Origin of the sequence: Streptomyces lincolnensis (assembly GCF_001685355.1) — a bacterium.
Taxonomy (GTDB): Bacteria; Actinomycetota; Actinomycetes; order Streptomycetales; family Streptomycetaceae; genus Streptomyces; species Streptomyces lincolnensis.
Map to the genome: position 1 here is coordinate 3616149 of NZ_CP016438.1, position 18783 is coordinate 3634931.

Sequence of the window (18783 nt, forward strand, 5' to 3'; positions counted from 1 at the left end):
CATGGTGCTACGGAACATCCGGTTCGCAGGGCACATTGAGGGAGAGAAGTGCGGCGGAACCGTCGGTGTTCACACCGAGTTCGCTGATGGCCGCGTTGCGCAACCGGGGGAACACCCTGCGGTACTCCCCGGGCGGGATCGACAGCAGGGTGCACAGCACCAGGCGGAGCAGGGTGTTGTGGGCGACCACGAGGACCCGGCCGCCGGGGTGGGCGGCGGCGATGCGGCGCAGGGCGGCGGTTCCCCGGGAAGCGGCTTCGAGCGGGTCCTCCGCGTCGGGAAAGGGGTACGTCACCGGGTCCGCCCGGAACGCCTCGGCCGCCTGGGGGACCTCGGCGGCGAACTCCGCGAGGGTACGGCCCTCCAGCACGCCGAAGTCGCACTCCCTGAGGCCGGGTTCGCGGTGCGGGGTGAGGCCGAGGGCGCGGCAGGCCGGTTCGGCGGTGGCGATCGCGCGGGAGAGGGGGGAGGTCCAGACCGCGTCCGGCCGGTGCGCGGCGGCCCACCGGCCCAGGGCCTCGGCCTGGGCCCGTCCCTCGTCGGTGAGCCCGATGTCGCTCACACCGGCGTACCGGTTCTCGGCGTGCCAGATCGTCTGCCCGTGCCGGGCCAGCAGCAAGGTCGTCCTCATGACTGTGCAGTATCCCGGTCCAGGCGGGCGCGCGCGTGGGCGGCCACGGGGGCCGAAAGCCAGCCGCGGGCGGTGAGTTCGTCGACGAGACGGGCGTACGGCTCGGCGAACAGGGCCGTGCGGCCGGGGCGGGGGTCGACGACCGTGCGGACGCGGGCCATGCGGGCGGCGATGTCGGCGAGGCCGGAGGCCGGGCCGGAGCCGCTGGAGCCGGTGCCTGTGCCGTACGCGGCCAGCGCGGCCATGCCCAGGGCCGGTTCGGTCTGTTCGGGGACGCGGGCCGGGCGGCCGAGGACGTCGGCGCGCAGCTGGTTCCAGTAGGCGCTGCGGGCGCCGCCGCCGGTGAAGGTGAGCGGTCCGTCGAGGGGGGCGCCCAGGTGGTGGAGGTAGTCCAGGCACAGGCGTTCGGTGAAGGCGACGCCCTGGAGCAGCGCGGCCCACAGGTCGGCGTCGGCGGCGGGGTCACCGAGCAGCAGGGCGGTGGCGTCGGGCGCCAGGAACGGGAACCGCTCGCCGGACGCCACCAGGGGGTAGGCGACCGCGCCGGACGGCTCGAAGGCGGCGGCCCGCTCGTCCATGGTGGCGGGGTCCGCGTCGGCGAAGCGTGCCGCGAGCACTCCGGCACCCACGCTGGACGCCCCGCCGGGCAGCCATGTGCCGTCCGGGGCACGGTGGTTGTAGACCACGCCGGTGGCGTCCCGGACGGGCTCCGGGGAGGCGCCCTTGAGGACGAGGGTCGTCCCGAGCACCGAGTTCCAGGAGCCGTGCCGCAGGGCGCCCGAGGCGATCTGCGCCGCGCAGCCGTCGGTCATCCCCGCGATCACGGGGGTGCCGGCCGGGATGCCGGTGGCCTCGGCGGCGGCCGGGCAGACCTCGCCGAGCCGGGTACCGGGCCGTACGACGTCGGGCAGCGCGCCGGTGGGCAGTCCAGGCACCTCCGGCCAGGCCTCGGCCTCCACGTCGTAGGCCGTCTTGAGGGCGTGGCTGGAGTCGGTGGGCACCGGTCCGCCGACCAGCCGGGCTGTGATCACGTCGGGCTGGTGGGTGATCCGGGCCCCTTCGCCGCCGTACTCCGCCAGCAGCCACAGCGCCTTCGGCAACGCCCAGGTGTCCTGCACCGCGAGCCCCGCCTCCCGGAGCCGTGCCGCCTCGGCAGCCGCCCGCCCGTCGTCGTACATCAGGGCGGGGGTCAGGGGCCGTCCGGGGCCGTCGGTGAGCAGGACCGTGCCGGAGGTGCCGCACACGGCGAGGCCGCCGACGCGGACGTCCGGCAGGGGGCCGAGCGCGGTCCTGGACGCGGCGCACACCGCCTCCCACCACCCCTGGGGATCCTGCTCGTGCCGCGCGCCCTCCCGCCGGCCGGCCAGCGGCGCGGAACCGCTGCCGAGGACGGTGCCGTCGGCGGCCACCAGCAGGACCCGGACGCTCTGCGTCCCCAGATCGATCCCGAGCCATGTCTCGTCCGCACCCACGATCCGGAACCTCCCGCATTGTCGTGACCGGAGCTCCGAGCCTCTCACCTCATGCGGGGGACGACCGGGTCTTCCGTGCCCGTAGTGGGCAGGTATGGGTACGGACGGGTCCGGGCCGCCCCGGCTCACCCGTGTTGTCGACGCCGAGACGGGAGACGCGCTGCGATGAGCGAGACCCTGCGAGTGGTGGCCGCCGGTGACCACTTCGTCCTGCCGGAGCTGATCGAGCGGGCGGTGTCCGCCGCGGTCGGCGACCGGCCCGCGGAGGTGCGGCCCCTGACGCTCGGCTGGCCTCTGGAGCCCTTCGGCCCGGTCGCGGAGGTCACCGAGGCCAGCGACGCCGAGGACGCGATGATCGAGGCGCTGGCCGGCGCCCAGGTGCTGGTCACCCAGATGGGCCCGGTCACCGAACGCGTCCTGGCGGCCTCGCCGGACCTGCGCCTGGTCGTGGTGTGCCGGGGCGGCCCGGTGAACGTGAACCTGGACGCGGCCAAGACCCGGGACGTGCGCGTGTGCTTCACACCCGGCCGCAACGCCGCCGCCACCGCCGAGTTCACCGTCGGCATGATGCTGGCGGCCCTGCGCCGCATCCCCCAGGCCCACGAACCGCTGGCCGGGCGGGGCAGTTGGGAGGGCGCCGCCTACTACACGTACGAGCAGAGCGGTCTGGAGCTGGAGGACCTGCCGGTCGGGCTGGTCGGCTACGGCGCCGTCGGCAGCCGGGTGGCCCGCGTGCTGTGCGCGTTCGGCGCGCAGGTGATGGTGTACGACCCGTATGTGCACCACCACGAGATCCACGGTCTGCGCCTGTCCTCGCTGGACGACCTCCTGCGCAGGTCCCGGGTGATCTCCCTGCACGCCCGGCTCACCGCCGAGACCCGCGGCCTGATCGGCGCCCGGGAGCTGGGGCTGCTGCCACGGGGCTCGGTGGTGGTGAACGTGGCACGCGGCCCGTTGCTGGACGAGGGCGCCCTGTGCGACGCGCTGGAGAGCGGCCGGCTGTCGGCGGCGGCCCTGGACACCTACGAGCGCGAACCGCTGCCCGCGGACTCACGGCTGCCGGGTCTGCGGGACCGCGTGGTCCTCACCCCGCACCTGGGCGGGGCGAGCCGGGCGGTGGCCGAGAAGGCGGCCGCGATCGCGGCCCTGGAGGTGGGCCGCTGGGTGCGCGGCGAGCCCCTGGCGCACTGCCTGACCTGAGGTCCTCGCCCGAGCACGGGACTTACGCGAGCCACGGAGGAGAGACGCATGTACGTCGGTATCGATGTGGGCACGTCCATGGTGAAGGCCGCCGCCTTCGACGGCGCCGGCCGTGCGCTGGCCGTCGGGTCCCGCCCGGTGGGACTGGCCCTGCACGAGGGGTTCGTCGAGCAGGACATGGAGGAGGTGTACGCGGCCGTCGTCGCCGTCCTGGAAGAGGTGACCCGGCAGGTGCCCGAGCCGGTCGAGCTGGCCGGGCTGACCGGGCAGGGCGACGGGGTGTGGCTGGTGGACGGGCAGGGCCGCCCGGTGCGGGCCGCGGCCTCCTGGATGGACGGGCGGGCGCACGAACTGGTCCACCAGTGGCTGGCCGACGGCACCTTCGAGACGGTGTTCCGGCGGACCGGCGGCGCCATGTTCCCCGGCTCCCCGGGCCCGCTGCTGGCGTGGCTGGACCGGCACGAGCCCAAGGCCCTGGACGCGGCACGGGCCGCCGTCTACTGCAAGGACATGGTCTTCCAGCGGCTGACCGGGGCGTCCCGGGCGACGACGGACGTGTCGGACGCGTCGATGCCGTTCCTCGACCCGCGCACCCGGATGTACGACAACCGGGTCGTGGAGCTGCTCGGCCTCACCCACCGCCGCGGCCTGCTCCCGCCGGTCAGCGATCCCGTCGCGACGGGCGGTACGCGCGGCGAGGGCCTGCCCGCCGGCACCCGGATCGCCAACGGCCCCTACGACCTGCCGGCCAGCGCGCTCGGCGCCGGGGTGACCACCCCGGGGGACGGGCTGCTGATCGTCGGTACCTGTCTGGCCGCGCTGGTCGCGACGACCGACCTCGACCTCGACGGCGAGCCGGCCGGCCTGTACATCTCCACCGACCGGCCCGGCCACCGGCTGCGCGCCATGCCCGCGATGGTCGGCACGGCCGCGCTCGACTGGGTGCTGTCCACGACGGGCGTCCGCCACGAGGAGGTGGACGACCTGCTCGCCGCCACCCCGCCCGGCGCGCACGGGGTCCGGGTGCTGCCGTACTTCGCGCCCTCGGGCGAACGCGCCCCCTTCGTCGAGCCGCGGCTGCGCGCCGAACTCACCGGTGTCTCCCTGGAGTCCACGCCCGCCGATCTGATCCGCGCGACCTGCGAGGGCATCGGGTACGCGGCCCGGCACTGTCTGGAGGCCGCCGGACTCACCGGTTCCCTCGCGGTCTGCGGCGGCGGCACCCGCAGCGGCGCCTGGATGCGGCTCCTCGCCGAAGTCCTCGGCCGTCCCCTGCGGGTCGTCGAGGGCGAGGTGGGCGCCCGGGGCGCGGTCCTCGCGGCGGCCGAACGGTACGGGGTCGCGCTGGACGCGGCCGAGTGGACGCGTCCCACGGCCGTCGTCGAACCGGACCCGGGCCGGGCCGCGTACTACGCGAAGGGCTACCAGGACCACCTGGCCCGCCTCCAGGAGGCGCGCGACCGCGCCCGCACCTGAGCGGACCGCTGAACAAGAGGGGGATTGATGGCGGAGATCGAGCGGGAGTGTCCCACCTGCCGCAGCAGACAGACGTTCCGCATGCTCAACGAGGCCGAGAAGGCGGCGGTCCGGGAGGACAAGGGGGCCCGGCACTACGTCGGCAATCTCTGGCGGTGCACCGCCAAGGGCTGTCTGTGGTACCAGCCGTATCTGCACACCCGCGGCGGCGGCCTGCTGCCCGAGGAGTTCCGGGAGAAGGAGGCCACAGCGCAGGAAGGGGCGGACGGGTAGGGTCCGTGGAATGCCGAGAGTCAAGGTCAGCGTGATCGTCCCCGTCTACAACACCGGGAAGTACGTCGACGAATGTGCCCCGTCGCTGCTCGGGCAGAGCCTGCCGCCCGAGGAGTACGAGGTGGTCTACGTCGACGACGGGTCGACGGACGACACGCTGGACCGGCTCCAGAAGATCGCGGACGCGCATCCGAACGTCCAGGTGCACACCCGGCCGAACTCGGGCTGGCCGGGCGCGCCCCGCAACCTCGGCATGCGGCACGCCAGGGGCGAGTACATCCAGTTCGTCGACCACGACGACACCCTCGGGCCCGAGGCGCTGGAGCGGCTGTACGAGCACGCGATACGCAACGACGCCGATGTCGTGCTCGGCAAGATGTCCTCCACGATGGTGCGGCCCCGGCGGCTGTTCCGGCACACGATCGACGCCTGCACGATCGAGAACGACGAGCTCATGCAGAGCATGTCGCCGCACAAGATGTTCCGGCGGGCCTTCGTCGAGGAGCACGGGCTGCGGTTCCCGGAGGGGCCGTGGATCCTGGAGGACCTGGCGTTCGTCAGCGCCGCCTATCTCAAGGCCGAGCGGATCGCGGTGCTCGCCGACTACCCCTGCTACTACTGGATGAAGCGGGACGACGGCGGCAACAACACCCAGCACCGGTTCAACCCCCGGCACGGCTTCTGGGCCAACTGCCGGACGATCGTGGGCCGGATCAAGGACGGCACCGAGGCCTCGGACGACGTCGACGCGCTCCAGAACCGGCTGCTGCACCGCCTGTACCACGTGGAGGTCCTCTCCCGGACCCGTGAGCCCGAGATCCTGCGCGAGGACCCGGCCGAGCAGCGGCAGCGCTTCGAGGCGGCCCGGGAGCTGGCCCGGGAGGAGTTCCCGGCGGCCGTGCGGGAGGGCCTGCCCGCGGTGTCCCGCCTGCGGGCCGAGCTGCTGGAGCGCGGCGACTTCGACGGGGCGGTGGCGCTCGCGGAGCGCGTCCGTGAGGTCAAGGCCCGCAGCACGGTCGGCGGGCCGCGCTGGGAGGACGGCCGCCTGGTCGCCGACGTCACGCTGGAGCTGCTGCGCGGGGACGGCGAGCCGCTGGCCGTCGTCGAGCGCGACGGGAAGCGATGGCTCGACCCGGAGCTGCTGGACGGCGTACCGGGGACCCGGGACGGCTGGGAGGTCCGCGATCCGTTCCGGCTGGCCTATGCGGAACTGATCGTCAAGGACCGCGACCGGGAGGACTGGTGGTACCCGGAGGGCGACCTGGAGGTGCGCCTCGAACCGCTCGGCGAGGGGCGTGCGCGTCTGGTCGCGTCCGGACGGCTGAGCCTCGACCCGGAGCGGCTGGCCGGCGGCCGGCCGCTGGAGCGCGGGGTGCACGACGTGTGGGCGTTCGTCCAGCTGCTGGGCGTCGACCGGATGGTCCGCGTGACCGGTGACGGCGCCGCAGGCGGCCCGGCCGCGGGCCCGGCGCTGACCGGCGGGCGGCTCGCGCTCCCGTACTGGACGGGCAGCGGGCAGCTCGCCCTCGACGTGGACCAGCGTCAGCGCCGGCTCGGCCCCGACACCGCGGCGGCCGCCGCCACCAACAGCGCGCGCGGGGAGCGGTCGCTCTCCCTGCCGTACGTCGCCGCGACGGCCGGAGCCCCGGCTCCCGTCAAGGTCGCCGTGGCCGGCCTGAGCGTGGACGCCACACTGCTCCCGGGCAGCGGCGGGACGGCGGTGCTGCGTCTGCCCGGCCGGCTGAAGGTGCCCACCGGGCGGCATCCGGTCACCCTGCCGAAGGAAAGCACCCCGGTCGCGTACGCCGTCGTCCGCGACGGCCTCCTGCTCCGCCTTCAGGGTCCGGCGTACCAGGCCGGCAGCGGGCGCCGGTTCCTCGAAGCGGTCGCCGACAACGGGCAGGTGCGGCGGGTACGGCGACGGCTGGGGCGGAACGGCTGAGCGGCGCCGGAACCTTCGTGACGAGCCGGGCCCCGGCGACGGACGAACGTTTCTCTCAGAGGTTGCTCAGTCGCTTCAGAAGTTGCTCAGTCGCTTCAGAGGTTGCTGAAGTCCGGGCCCTTGGTGCGCGTCCGCTTGATCTCGTAGAAGCCCGGTACCGAGGCCACGGCGAGGGTGCCGTCCCACAGCTTGGCGGCGTCCTCGCCCTTGGGGGCGGGGGTGACCACGGGACCGAAGAAGGCGATCTGCTCACCGTCATCGCCGGGGACGGCGATGACCGGGGTGCCGACCTCCTGGCCGACCTTGTCGATGCCCTCCTTGTGGGAGGCGCGCAGCTCGGCGTCGAACTCGAAGTCCTCCTGGTCGGCGTAGTCGATCAGGTCGGCGGGCAGACCCACGTCCGCGAGGGCGCCGGCGATGGCCTCGACGGTGGGGCCCTCGTCGTTGTTGTGGATGCGGGTGCCGAGGGCGGTGTAGAGCGGGCCGAGGACGTCCGCACCGTGCTTCTGCCAGGCCGCGGTGACCACGCGCACCGGCTGCCACGCCTTGGTCGCGAGCATCTCGCGGTACTCCTCGGGCAGCTGGTCGATCTTGTCCTCGTTCAGCACGGCGAGGCTCATGATGTGCCAGCGGACCTCGATGTCACGGACCTTCTCCACCTCCAGCACCCAGCGGGAGGTCATCCAGGCCCAGGGGCACAGCGGGTCGAACCAGAAGTCGACGGGGGTCTTGCCGGAGGGAGCAGCGGTCTCGGACATGGGTCTCCTCGTAAAAGCGGTCCTTTCCGGAAGGCAACACCGGCGCTCGCCCGGACCATTCCCGTCCGCGCCCCCCGTCTGCCGCTCCACCGCCCCCCGTCTGCCGCTCCACCGCTCCCGTCTGCCGCGAATCGGCGGCACATGGCAGGATCGGCCTGTCCGCATACTGAACACCACCCGAGGGAGCTCCATCCGTGCCCGGTGAGAACCTGTCCCGTGACGAGGCCCGGGAGCGGGCCGCCCTGCTGTCCGTCGACAGCTACGACGTGTCCCTCGACGTCCGCTCGGCGGTCGGCGACGACACCGGGGACGGACCGCGCACCTTCCGCTCGGTCACCACGATCCGCTTCCGCTGCGCCGAGCCGGGCGCCACGAGCTTCGCGGACCTGATCGCGCCGGGCGTGACCGCCGTCTCCCTCAACGGCAAGGACCTCGACCCGAGCGAGGTCTTCGACGGTTCCCGGATCGCCCTGGAGGACCTGGCCGCGGAGAACGAGCTGGTCGTGGACGCCCGGTGCGCCTACTCCCGTACCGGCGAGGGCCTGCACCGCTTCGTCGACCCCGAGGACGGCGAGGTGTACCTGTACACGCAGTACGAGCCGGCCGACTCCCGCCGGGTGTTCGCGAACTTCGAGCAGCCGGACCTCAAGGCGCCGTTCCGCTTCGAGGTGCGGGCGCCGGAGGGCTGGACGGTGTGGAGCAACGGGGTGGGCGCCGAGAGCGACGGGGTCTGGCGGTTCGCGGAGACGAAGCCGATCTCGACGTACATCACCTGTGTGGTGGCGGGTCCGTACCACTACGTGACCGACTCCTACGAGCGTGAGTTCAAGGACGGCACCCGGCTGGAGATCCCGCTCGGGGCCCTGTGCCGCAAGGGGCTGGCGCCGCACTTCGACGCCGACGACGTCTTCCTCGTCACCAAGCAGGGCCTGGACTTCTTCCACGACCACTTCGACTACCCGTACCCCTTCGGGAAGTACGACCAGGCCTTCGTGCCCGAGTACAACCTCGGCGCGATGGAGAACCCGGGTCTGGTGACCTTCCGCGAGGAGTTCATCTTCCGGGGCAAGGTCACGCAGGCGTCCTACGAGGGCCGCGCCAACGTGATCCTGCACGAGATGGCGCACATGTGGTTCGGCGACCTGGTCACCATGCGGTGGTGGGACGACCTGTGGCTCAAGGAGTCCTTCGCGGACTTCATGGGCGCCTTCGCCCTGGTCGGCGCGACCCGCTTCGAGGACGGCTGGATCACCTTCGCCAACCGCCGCAAGGCCTGGGCCTACCGCGCGGACCAGCTGCCCTCCACGCACCCCGTGACCGCGGACATCCGCGACCTCCAGGACGCCAAGCTCAACTTCGACGGCATCACCTACGCCAAGGGCGCCTCGGTCCTGAAGCAGCTGGTGGCCTACGTCGGCCAGGACGCGTTCCTGGAGGGCGCGCGCCGCTACTTCAAGCGGCACGCGTACGGCAACACGCGCCTCGGTGACCTGCTGTCGGTGCTGGAGGAGACCAGCGGCCGGGACATGGGCACGTGGGCGCGGGCCTGGCTCCAGACGGCGGGGGTCAACTCCCTCACCCCGCAGGTGCTGCTGGACGCCGAGGGACGCGTCGACGAGCTGGCGGTGGTGCAGGAGGCCGCCGAGTCGCATCCCGAACTGCGGCCGCACCGGGTGGCGGTGGGCCTGTACCGGCGGACGCCCGAGGGCGCGCTGGAGCGGTACGCGCGGGCCGAGGCGGACGTCGAGGGCCCGCGGACGGTGGTGGCGGAGCTGGCCGGGGCCGAGGCGCCGGAGCTGGTGCTGGTCAACGACGACGACCTGACGTACTGCAAGATCCGCTTCGACGCGAACTCCCTGGAGACGCTGAAGGCGGGACTGGGCGACCTCACCGATCCCCTGGCGCGGGCGCTGTGCTGGTCGGCGCTGTGGAACATGACGCGGGACGCGCTGCTGCCGGCGCGGGACTTCGTGGATCTGGTGCTGCGGTTCGCGGGGCGCGAGTCCGGGATCGGGGTGCTCCAGATGCTGCACGCGTGGGCGAACGCGGCGCTGGTCAACTACCTGGCGCCGGAGTACCGGCAGACGGGCGGACGGCTGCTCGCCGAGGGCGCGCTGCGGGAGCTGCGGGCCGCCGAGCCGGGCAGCGAGCACCAGCTGGCGTGGGCGCGGTTCTTCGCGTCGACGGCGGCGCTGCCGGACGATCTGGAGCTGCTGAAGGGCCTGCTCGCGGGCACGGAGCAGATCGACGGGCTGGTGGTGGACCAGGAGCTGCGCTGGGTGTTCCTGGAGCCGCTCGCGGCCCACGGCGCCGCGGACGAGAAGGCCCTGGCGGCCGAACTGGCCCGTGACGACACGGCGTCCGGCAAGCGCCACCAGGTCCGCTGCCTGGCCGCGCGGCCCTCGGCGGCGGTGAAGGCGCAGGCGTGGGCGCAGCTCGTGGAGTCGGACGCGTTGTCCAACGCCCTGGTGGAGGCGACCATCGCGGGCTTCGACCGGTCCTCCCAGCGGGAGTTGCTCGCGCCCTACGCCGAGAAGTACTTCGCGGTGATCGAGCGGGTGTGGCGGGAGCGGTCGATCCAGATCGCGATGCACGTCGTCCAGGGCCTGTTCCCCTCGCTCCAGCAGTCCCCGGCGACCCTCGACGCGGCGGACGCCTGGCTCGCCGCCCACGAGGACGCTGCTCCCGCGCTGCGCCGGCTGGTCCTGGAGGGCCGGGACGACCTGGCACGCGCGTTGCGCGGACAGGCGTGCGACGCGGAGTCTGCGGCCTAGATCTCTGGCCAAAACTTGAGCGTGCGGTCACCGTTACGAAATTCGGTCAAGCGGAACCGTAACCCCTGGTCCACACCCGAACGGACCAGGGGTTTTCCACGCCTACTCGGCACCCGAACACCCGTCCTTTAGTGCTGGCTTGTCCGTATTTGTCGACGGACGTGTAACAGCGGTTAAGGGGCGGATCGGGTGCGGGAACCTCCCGTGCATGAACCACAACCCCCCGGTCCCCCCGTGCTCCCCCCGCCCCCTGCACCACCTCGCCGAGGTGCACCGCCGGGTCCAGACGGCCGCGCAGTTGCGTGCCCGAGGCATCTCGGCCGCCGAGACCACCGAGCAGTGCCGGCCCGGCGGCCCCTGGCAGCAGATCCTCCCCGGTGTCTTCCTGCTGCACCCCGGCCCGCCGACCGGCGAGGAGCGGCTGCACGCGGTCCTGACGTACGCGGCCCGGGAGCGCGGCGCCGGGGTTCCGGCCCAGCCCGGCGCGGGGGAACCGCACCGCCCCGTCTACACCGAGGCGATGATCACCGGCCTCGCGGCGCTCACCCTGCACGGCTTCTCCGCCACTCCCCCGCTGACCGCCCTGGACCGGATCGACGTCCTGGTCCCCCGCATGCGCCGGCTGCGCGCGACGGGCTGCGCCCGCATCGTCCGTACGGCCGCGCTGCCGATCCCGGAGGAGGTCACCGGCCTGCCGGTCGCCCCCGTGCCGCGCGCCCTGGCCGACGCGGTCGGCGAACTCACCGACGCGGGCGCGGTCCGCCGGCTGCTGACCGAGGCGGTGCGCGGCGGCCACTGCGAACCGGCTGCGGTGGTACGGGAGTTGAACAACGCCAAGCTGCTGAGCCGGCCGCACGTCGTGGACGCCGTCGACTCCCTGCTCGCCGAGGGCCGCGCGATCGCCGAGGACCGCCTCTACCGCATGGTCCAGGAGTACGGCCTCCCGGACCCGGTGTGGAACGTCGACCTGAGGCTGCCGGGCGGCCCCCACCTCGGCGGCCTCGACGCGTACTGGCCCGAGCAGGCCGTCGCCGTCGAACTCGACACCCGCGCACCCCGCCAGGGCAACCGGCAGGACGACGACGCCCTGTGGTCCGAGTACGCCCGCAAGCGCGAGCACCTGGAGCGCCTCGGCATCACGGTCGTCCACATCACCCCGAAAAAGCTCCGGGACTCGATGGAACAGCAGGCGGCGGTGGTCCGCACGGCCCTCATGGCCTCCGGCGACCGCGATCCCGCCGCGTATGTCGTGGTGCTGCCTCGTTGACAACCGCGAACCACCCAACGTACGTCGTGGTACTGCCCCGGTATTGACTGCTCCCTCTCGAAGTCGAGGGGATTCCTGGCTCAGGCCGCCTCCTGGAGCAGCGCTCCAGGAGGTCTTACGCCCTCGACACCAGCCGGGTTCAGACCAGCCCGGACGAGCATCACACGAGCGGAGTTCTTGTCTCTGGGGGAGACGGCTCCGCACGCGGTGCAGGTGTAAGTGCGTTCGGACAGCGGCAGTGCGTGCTTGGTTCTCGCTCCGCATGACGCGCAGTCCATGGTGGTGTGCGCGGGGTGCACGAGGCGGACGTCCCGCCCGTGCTTGCGGCCCATATCGATCAGGGCCTTCTTGGTGGCGCCGATGGCGGCGTCCGCCGCCTTGCGCGCCATGGTGGTCCTGGCGAGGAACTTCGGCCGGAAGTTCTCGACCGCGATGGCGTCGTGGTCGGCCACGACCTTCTTCGCCCACTTGCGTCCGGCGTCCTGCCGCTGCCATGCGATCTTCTTGCACGTCTTGGCCCGCCAGCTCTTCGCCTCGTGGTAGCCCTTTGAAGCCGCCTGCCCCTTCGCGGGTTTACGGCGGGCCATCATCCGGTCGTACCGGGCCAACTTCGCCTGAGCCTTCTGACCGTGGCCGGCGTGGGGAAGATCGTGGGCATCCGACGTAGTCGTGGCGGTCTCCTTCACACCCCAGTCGATCCCGATCACGCGGCCGGTCTCCGGTAGCGGCTGGACTTCGGCGGGGACGACGAACGAGGCGTACCAGTGGCCGAGGCTGTCGCGGTACACGCGCACGCTCGACGGGTCGGCGTGCAGATTCCGCGACCACACCACCGTCAGGACGATGCCACCTGCAAGGTGCAAGCGGCCGTCCTTCATCCGGAAGCCGCGCCGGGTGTAGTTCAGCGTCGGGTCCGCCTCACACCTCTTCTTGTACGTGGGCATCCCAGCCCGCAGCCCCTGAGGCAGACGGTCCCTGATGTCCTTCAGCGATTTGGCGCGGGACCTACCGAAGTCACGAATGAGTTGCTGCTGCGGCACCGACGAGCCCGCAGCCAGCCACGGCGTCACCGAGCGGGACTCGGTCAGCATCTTGTCCAACATCGCGGGGCCGCACTTCTCCCCTTCGCGGTGGGCCTTCTTCGAACGCGCCACGCACTCGTTCCAGAGCCAGCGGCAGCGGTCCCACTCCGCAAGCAGCGCCGTGCAGGCAGTCGACGACGCACGAAGCCTGTACGTGTACCGGGCATGCCCACCATCTCCGGGCTCCTTCACCACTGACACCTCATCGCCCCCTCCCACGCTGCGCCTACTCACTCCGTCTTCCGAGACGAGACCGTACGTGCGGCAAGCGCACACTCGTACGCCCATCACGTCACCATCATCACTACCAGCGAATGCCGGAACACACGTTCGCCGCCTCAAGTGCCATCCGGGACCAAGAGGGCGAGGAACACCCAGCCGTATGCTCCCGGGGTTCGCACGCGCTCCAGCGACTTCGAGACGGCCAAGTCGGCGAACACGGGCGCACCGAGTACAGAAGCCGGTCTCGGACAGTGCCGTGAAGTCGACCGGTTCATCTGACCACTCCCGAAATCGCCCCCGAAGACGCCTGGTTGAAGTCCTACAGCGACGGCATCGGCCAGAACTGCCTCGAAGCCGCCCGCACGCCCTGCACGGGCATCGCCATCCGCGGCTCCAAGAACCCCACCGGCCCCGCTCTGCCTCCCCACCACCGCCTGGCGCGCCTTCCTCGCCCACGTCTCCTAACCGTCGAACTCCGGGATCAGCTCCCCCACCAGCCGGATGCTCCGCAGCACGCTCTCGTGGGGTAGTGCGCCCACCTGCTGGAAGCACATCAGGCGGTCGATGCCCAGGTCGGCGAAGGCGCGGAGGTTCTTGCGGCAGGTGTCGGGGCTGCCGACGATCAGGGAGTTCTGTTCGGACAGGGCCTGGTAGACCTCGTCGTCGGGGACGGTTTCGCCCTGGAGGATGCGGCCGATGACCAGGGCGGCGGGGCTGGGAGCGGACCCGGACGCGGCCTCCGCGCGCAGGAAGTCGCCGGCGAGGCCACCGCCCGAGGGGCGGTCATCAGGGCCTGTTCGCGCTCCATCGTCGCCAGCAGCTCCCACAACGTCATCCCCAGCACCCCGACTCCGCCCCAGCCCGCCTCCTCGAAGGACACCGGGCTGGACGCCGCCTGCCAGAGCGGAGGGTGCGGCCGATGGTAGGGCCCCGGCACCAGCCGTACACCACATGTCCCCCGTCCACATCTTCGGTACGGCCTCGAAGGCGTCCCCGGTCCGCTCCCGCACGGTCTCCGGGTCGGCGCCGAACAGCCGCCAGTCGGGCCGGACCGGGCGGGCCAGGCCCAGTTCGGCCCGCCCGGCGCTCAACTGGTCCAGCATCGCGGCGCGTTCGGCGATCCGGATGGGATGGTTGCTCTCACGCGGCGCGAGGACGGCGGCGCGGCCGAGGCGGATGCGCGAGGTCCGCTGGGAGAGCGCGGCGAGCAGCAGCTCCGGCGCGGAGGACAGACTGAACTCCTCCGCGCCGTGGTGCTCGACCTGCCGCCAGCAGCCGTAGCCCAACTCGTCGGCCGGCACCCCCTGTTCGGTGGCTTGGGTGATGGGGCGGTGCTCGTGGTCCTCGTCGTGCCAGGGGCTGGAATCCTGGATCTCGCTGAGAATGTCGAGCTTCACCCCGCCCAAGGTCCGCTCTACCGTCCGCAGTACTCGGCCTCGAACACCGACTCCGTGTTGCCCGACCAGTCCCCGTTGAAGTTGACGGCCACCGAGTGACGGCCGTCCTGGGTCGTCGCCGCGTCCGTGTTGGAGCCGTGGATGCCGCCGTCGTGGCCCCACACATGGACACCGCAGCTGAGTTCGACGTCGACGAGGCCCAGGCCGTAGCCGTACCTCTCCGCGGCCTTGACCGTCGTCTTCATCTTCTTCAGCTGCTCGGGCGGGAGCAGCTTCCCCCGCAGCAGGGCGCTGTAGAAGCGGGTGAGGTCGGCCGAGCTGGAGATCATCTGGCCGCCGCCGTAGGCGATGCCGGGGTTGAGTTCCGTGACGTCGTACGTCGGTCCGGTGTCCGGCCCGCCCAGCTTGGAGTAGGCGCGGCTGCCGGGCCGGGGCAGCGTGACCCGGCGGTCGGGGACCGATGTGGCGTTCAGGTGCAGCGGGTCGATGACGCGCCGGCGGACCTCGTCGCCGTACGGATGCCCCGTCGCCTTCTCGATCACCAGGGCGGCCAGGACGTAGTTGGTGTTGGAGTAGCGCCACGAGGTGCCCGGCTTGAAGAACGGCTCGTGGGACATGGCGATCGCGACCAGGTCCTGGGGTGTGAGCCGGTCGTAGCGGTGCTCGAAGAAGCCCTCCGCGGACATGTACGTCCGCCGGTAGCCCGGGTCCGCCAGGACGTCGAAGGTGCCGCTGGTGTGGTTGAGGAGCTGACGCAGGGTCACCTTGCGGCCGTCATGGCCGTTGCCCCGGACCAGGCCCGGCAGCCACTTGTCCACCGAGTCGTCCAGCGACAGCCGTCCCTCCGCCTCCAGTTGGAGCAGCACCGTCGCCACGAAGGTCTTGGTGACGCTGCCGACGCGGTACCGGTCGTGCGGTGAACGCGGCTGCCCCGTCCTGATATTGCCGACGCCCGCCGTCGTCGACCAGGTACGGTGCCCTTCCCTGACCGCGACCGTCACTCCGGGCACGCCCTCCGCCACAGCGGCCTGGGCGGCTCTGCGGGTGAGGGCGTGGTCGTCGCCGCCGCTGCCGGGCGAGGCCGCGACCGCGGGTGCGGCCAGCGCGGCCGACAGTGCCACGGCCGTAGCCGCCACCAGTGTCGTCCGGACGGTCATGCCCGTCCCTCCTCTCGTCTCCGGTGCCCTCACTTGCCGCAGAACTCCGCCTCGATCACGGCCTGGGTGTCCCCCGACCAGTCGCCGTTGAGGTTGAAGGCGAGCGAGTGACGGCCGTCTGCGGTGGTCACAGCCTCGGAGACCGAGCCATGGATGCCGCCGCCATGGCCCCACACGTGGACGCCGCAGCTGAGCTTGTGGTCCATCAGGCCGAGGCCGTAGCCCGTGTTCGGGAAGGTCTCGTCGGTGACCGTGGTCTTCATCTGCTTCAGCTGCTTCGGCGGCAGCAACCGGCCCCGCAGCAGGGCGGAGTAGAAGCGGTTCAGGTCGGCGGAGTCGGAGATCATCTCGCCCGCGGAGAACGCCAGCGAGGGGTTCAGCTTCGTGACGTCGTACGTCGGTCCCGTCGCCGTCTCCGCCAGCTTGGAGTAGGCCCGGCTGCTGGGCTGCGGGACGGTGACCCGGGTGCCGGGCACCGACGTGCCGTCCAGCTCCAGGGGCTTGATGATGCGCCGGCGGATCTCCTCGCCGTACGGACGCCCCGTGGCCTTCTCGATCACCAGGCCTGCCAGGACGTAGTTGGTGTTGGAGTAGTTCCAGGACGTGCCCGGCGCGAAGTCCGGCTTGTGGGCCATCGCGATCGCGACCAGTTCCTCGGGCTCCTGCGTGTCGTAACGGTGCTCGAAGAACCCGTCCTTGAGGAAGTACGTCCGCCCGAACGTCTCGTCGGCCGTGTAGTTGTAGATGCCGCTGGTGTGGTTGAGGAGTTGGCGCAGGGTCACCTTGCGGCCGTCGTGGCCGTTGCCCCGGACCAGGCCCGGCAGCCACTTGTCCACCGAGTCGTCCAGCGACAGCCGTCCCTCCGCCTCCAGTTGGAGCACCACGGTCGCCACGAAGGTCTTGGTGATGCTCCCGACCCGGTACCGGTCGTCCGCCGAACGCGGCTTCCCGGTCTTCAGGTCGCCGACCCCCGCGGTCGTCGACCAGACGTTCCGCCCGTCCTTCGCCGTCAGCGTCACCCCGGGCACCCCGTCCTTCACCACGGCCTGGACGGCCTGCCGGGTCGGCCCGTGGTCGTCGTTCCCGGCCGGCGCCGCCAACGCGGGCCCCGCCAGGGCCGCCGACAGCGCCACGGCCGTCGCGGCCACCAGGGTCGTCCGTACGGTCATGCGCGTGCTCATGTGCTCCCCCTTCTCGTCACGCCCGCCGTCGGGCGTGGTCGGGGAGGCAGACCGGGAAGGTGGCGCGGAGGTTGAGGGGGTGTACCGGGGTTGAGTCTGTTTCAGCCCTTCCTGAGCACGAGTTCGGTGTTCCGGTCCTTCGGATCGCCGCCGAGGTTCATGTTGGCGCCCGGCGCGTTGTAGGACAGCTCCCGGTAGAGGGCGGCGAGGCCGGTCTGGGAGAGGTCGGTGAAGTCGGTGCGGTGGGGGGCCGCGGACTCCACGCAGGTGGTGAAGATCGAGAGGGTGCCGTCCTTGTTGTCCACCAGCTCGATGACGCGGGCGAGTTGGGGGAAGTCGACGTGGGAGGCGGTGGAGATCTCCCAGAAGGAGCGGCCGTCGGGTGCGGAGTGCGGGGTGATGTCGTTGCGGTGGATGTGGCCGTTCACCCAGGCGAGGACGTTGGCGTGGCTGCCGAGGAGGGCGACGACTTCCTGCCCGTTGTGGCGCCGCTCGCTGGGGCGGGCGGGGTCGGGGCGGGTGTTGGTCATGGTCTGGCTGGTGTGGTGACTGAAGATCACCGCGTACGAGTCCTTGTTCTCCCGCAGGGTCCGGTCCAGCCACCTCAACTGGGCGGTTCCGATGGACCCTTGGTAGTGGCCGCCGGCGTCGGTGGTGTCGAGGCTGATGCCGATGACGTCGTCGGCGATGCGGAAGCTGTAGTACTGGGTGCCCGCTTCGAGGTTGGCGGTGGAGTAGCCGTGGCCGACCGGCCCCAGACCGCGGTAGGCCGGGTCGAGGTGGGCCTTGAGGTACTCGGTGGCGGTGAAGGGGGCGCGCCGCTCGTCGGGGGTGACCGAACGCATGTTGCGGGCCTGGGACTTGAGGAAGTCGCGGAAGGCGGTGCCCTGCGGGTCCTTGGCGTCCCTGATGGCGTTCTGGAGCTTCTTGGCGTCGGAGGCGGGGATGTTCATCAGCTTCTTGCCGCCGACGGCGTACTCGGCGAGCCAGGAGTCGCCCAGGCCGTAGCAGCCCAGCGGCATGGAGTCGTGGTTGCCGACCGTGGAGTACCAGGGCAGGTTGAGGCCCGGGCTGTTCAACTCCCGCAGGGCGGCGGCCAGATAGCCCTGGATGTGGGGGAAGCCGAGCTGCTTGTCGGCGTCCCGGACGGCCGTGTCGGGCTGCCAGTACTGCTTGATGCCGCTGTTCTGGACGCCCTCGTAGTGGCGGGGGTCGCCGGAGTTGGCGGTGATCCGGCCGCCGCTCATGATGGTGAGGAACCACTCCAGCTCGGTCCCCGAGTTGTTGTCCGTGTTGTCGCCGGTGGTCATGGCGAAGTGCAGCGGGGAGCCGGTGACGGGGGCGCCCCGCAGCGCGTTGATCCGCTCCACGAGCGAGATGGCGCCGGGTACGGTCAGCGCCTCGTGGGGACGCCAGGCGTGGACGTCGGTGGAGCGCAGGTACTCCAGCCGCATCGGGTGCTGGGCGTCGATCAGGTGCAGGTCGGTGAGCTGCACGAACGCGGCGAGCGCGGTGCGGCGCCCGATCCGGCCCGTCTTGGGCGCGGCCAGCTCGCCGCGGACCTTGCGGTGCCAGCCGGGGCCGTCGCCGAGGCGGCGGAAGCCGGAGCTGCCCCGGGGGGTGGCCACGGTCGCGGTGGTGGTGCCGCGGGTGTAGGGGGCGAGGGGGGCGGCGGGGGCCCTGCGGGAGTGGGCGACGGGCGCCCCGGCCGCGGGCTGTCCGGCCGCGGTGGCGGCCTGGCTGTCGGTGGGCCGCAGGGCGTAGCCGACCCCCGCGGAGAGGGACACCGCCGCGGTGGCGGCGAGGACGGAACGGCGGTGGGGCCCCAGAGCGGAGCCGGCGACAGAGCGTGTGCGCGACATGGCGCGATCTCCCCGAGTGCGAACGCGTCGGCAGTGGTCGCGGGGCGGTCGCTGTCGCGAACATCCCGCTCACTCTGGATCGTTGGCAG

15 protein-coding genes are annotated in these 18783 nt (G+C 72.0%); 7 read left to right on the forward strand and 8 right to left on the reverse strand.

Going from position 1 to position 18783, the window contains the following annotated elements:
• Positions 1–7: 7 nt before the first annotated feature.
• Together SLINC_RS15980 and SLINC_RS15985 are read right to left on the reverse strand one after the other, a co-directional pair.
• Positions 8–631: a histidine phosphatase family protein gene (locus SLINC_RS15980; RefSeq protein ID WP_067432720.1), complete on the reverse strand. Its 624-nt coding sequence runs from the start codon at positions 629–631 to the stop codon at positions 8–10.
• The gene (locus tag SLINC_RS15985; protein ID WP_375141483.1) at positions 628–2103 is read right to left on the reverse strand and encodes an FGGY-family carbohydrate kinase; all 1476 of its coding nucleotides are present in this window, start codon (positions 2101–2103) and stop codon (positions 628–630) included. Before SLINC_RS15985 ends, SLINC_RS15980 begins: the two co-directional genes overlap by 4 nt.
• Before the next feature lie 165 nt (positions 2104–2268).
• Between SLINC_RS15985 and SLINC_RS15990 the strand changes: the two genes are divergently transcribed.
• From SLINC_RS15990 to SLINC_RS16005, 4 genes are read left to right on the forward strand one after another with little or no spacing between them, the layout of a single operon-like run.
• Complete coding sequence (locus SLINC_RS15990; RefSeq protein ID WP_067432723.1) at positions 2269–3303, forward strand: NAD(P)-dependent oxidoreductase; 1035 nt, start codon at positions 2269–2271, stop codon at positions 3301–3303.
• 48 nt (positions 3304–3351) lie between these two features.
• Positions 3352–4779: an FGGY-family carbohydrate kinase gene (locus SLINC_RS15995; RefSeq protein WP_067432726.1), complete on the forward strand. Its 1428-nt coding sequence runs from the start codon at positions 3352–3354 to the stop codon at positions 4777–4779.
• A 27-nt stretch (positions 4780–4806) separates the two neighbouring features.
• On the forward strand, positions 4807–5052 hold the full coding sequence (locus tag SLINC_RS16000) for a hypothetical protein (protein WP_067432729.1): 246 nt from the start codon (positions 4807–4809) through the stop codon (positions 5050–5052).
• Between the two features lie 10 nt (positions 5053–5062).
• On the forward strand, positions 5063–6994 hold the full coding sequence (locus SLINC_RS16005; protein WP_067432732.1) for a glycosyltransferase family 2 protein: 1932 nt from the start codon (positions 5063–5065) through the stop codon (positions 6992–6994).
• A 95-nt stretch (positions 6995–7089) separates the two neighbouring features.
• On the opposite strand, the gene SLINC_RS16010 is transcribed toward SLINC_RS16005, so the two are convergent.
• Positions 7090–7752 carry a mycothiol-dependent nitroreductase Rv2466c family protein gene (locus tag SLINC_RS16010; protein WP_067432735.1) on the reverse strand — a complete coding sequence of 221 codons (663 nt, stop codon included), beginning with the start codon at positions 7750–7752 and terminating at the stop codon, positions 7090–7092.
• Between the two features lie 194 nt (positions 7753–7946).
• On the opposite strand from SLINC_RS16010, the gene pepN reads away from it, so the two are divergent.
• Both pepN and SLINC_RS16020 read left to right on the forward strand, forming a co-directional pair.
• Entirely contained in the window at positions 7947–10526 is a 2580-nt protein-coding gene (gene pepN / locus SLINC_RS16015) for an aminopeptidase N (protein ID WP_067432739.1), read from the forward strand.
• Between the two features lie 208 nt (positions 10527–10734).
• Positions 10735–11793, forward strand: coding sequence for a hypothetical protein (locus tag SLINC_RS16020; protein WP_067432742.1), 1059 nt, complete (start codon positions 10735–10737; stop codon positions 11791–11793).
• A gap of 80 nt (positions 11794–11873) precedes the next feature.
• Here SLINC_RS16020 and SLINC_RS16025 read toward each other — a convergent pair whose 3' ends face one another.
• Positions 11874–13076 carry an RNA-guided endonuclease InsQ/TnpB family protein gene (locus tag SLINC_RS16025; protein WP_107406827.1) on the reverse strand — a complete coding sequence of 401 codons (1203 nt, stop codon included), beginning with the start codon at positions 13074–13076 and terminating at the stop codon, positions 11874–11876.
• 332 nt (positions 13077–13408) lie between these two features.
• On the opposite strand from SLINC_RS16025, the gene SLINC_RS45940 reads away from it, so the two are divergent.
• Positions 13409–13627 (forward strand): DUF397 domain-containing protein, encoded by a 219-nt coding sequence (locus SLINC_RS45940; RefSeq protein ID WP_310736450.1) that lies wholly within the window; start codon positions 13409–13411, stop codon positions 13625–13627.
• On the opposite strand, the gene SLINC_RS16030 is transcribed toward SLINC_RS45940, so the two are convergent.
• The 4 genes from SLINC_RS16030 to SLINC_RS16045 all read right to left on the reverse strand — a co-directional run bounded on the left by SLINC_RS16030 (position 13559) and on the right by SLINC_RS16045 (position 18694).
• Positions 13559–14494 carry an LLM class flavin-dependent oxidoreductase gene (locus tag SLINC_RS16030; RefSeq protein ID WP_225988410.1) on the reverse strand — a complete coding sequence of 312 codons (936 nt, stop codon included), beginning with the start codon at positions 14492–14494 and terminating at the stop codon, positions 13559–13561. The genes SLINC_RS45940 and SLINC_RS16030 overlap by 69 nt on opposite strands.
• A 17-nt stretch (positions 14495–14511) precedes the next feature.
• Positions 14512–15651 carry a serine hydrolase domain-containing protein gene (locus tag SLINC_RS16035; RefSeq protein ID WP_067432745.1) on the reverse strand — a complete coding sequence of 380 codons (1140 nt, stop codon included), beginning with the start codon at positions 15649–15651 and terminating at the stop codon, positions 14512–14514.
• 29 nt (positions 15652–15680) lie between these two features.
• On the reverse strand, positions 15681–16832 hold the full coding sequence (locus SLINC_RS16040; RefSeq protein ID WP_225988409.1) for a serine hydrolase domain-containing protein: 1152 nt from the start codon (positions 16830–16832) through the stop codon (positions 15681–15683).
• Between the two features lie 101 nt (positions 16833–16933).
• A complete protein-coding gene (locus tag SLINC_RS16045; RefSeq protein WP_067432748.1) occupies positions 16934–18694 on the reverse strand; it encodes a TIGR03767 family metallophosphoesterase in 1761 nt (586 codons plus the stop codon).
• Positions 18695–18783 lie beyond the last annotated feature (89 nt).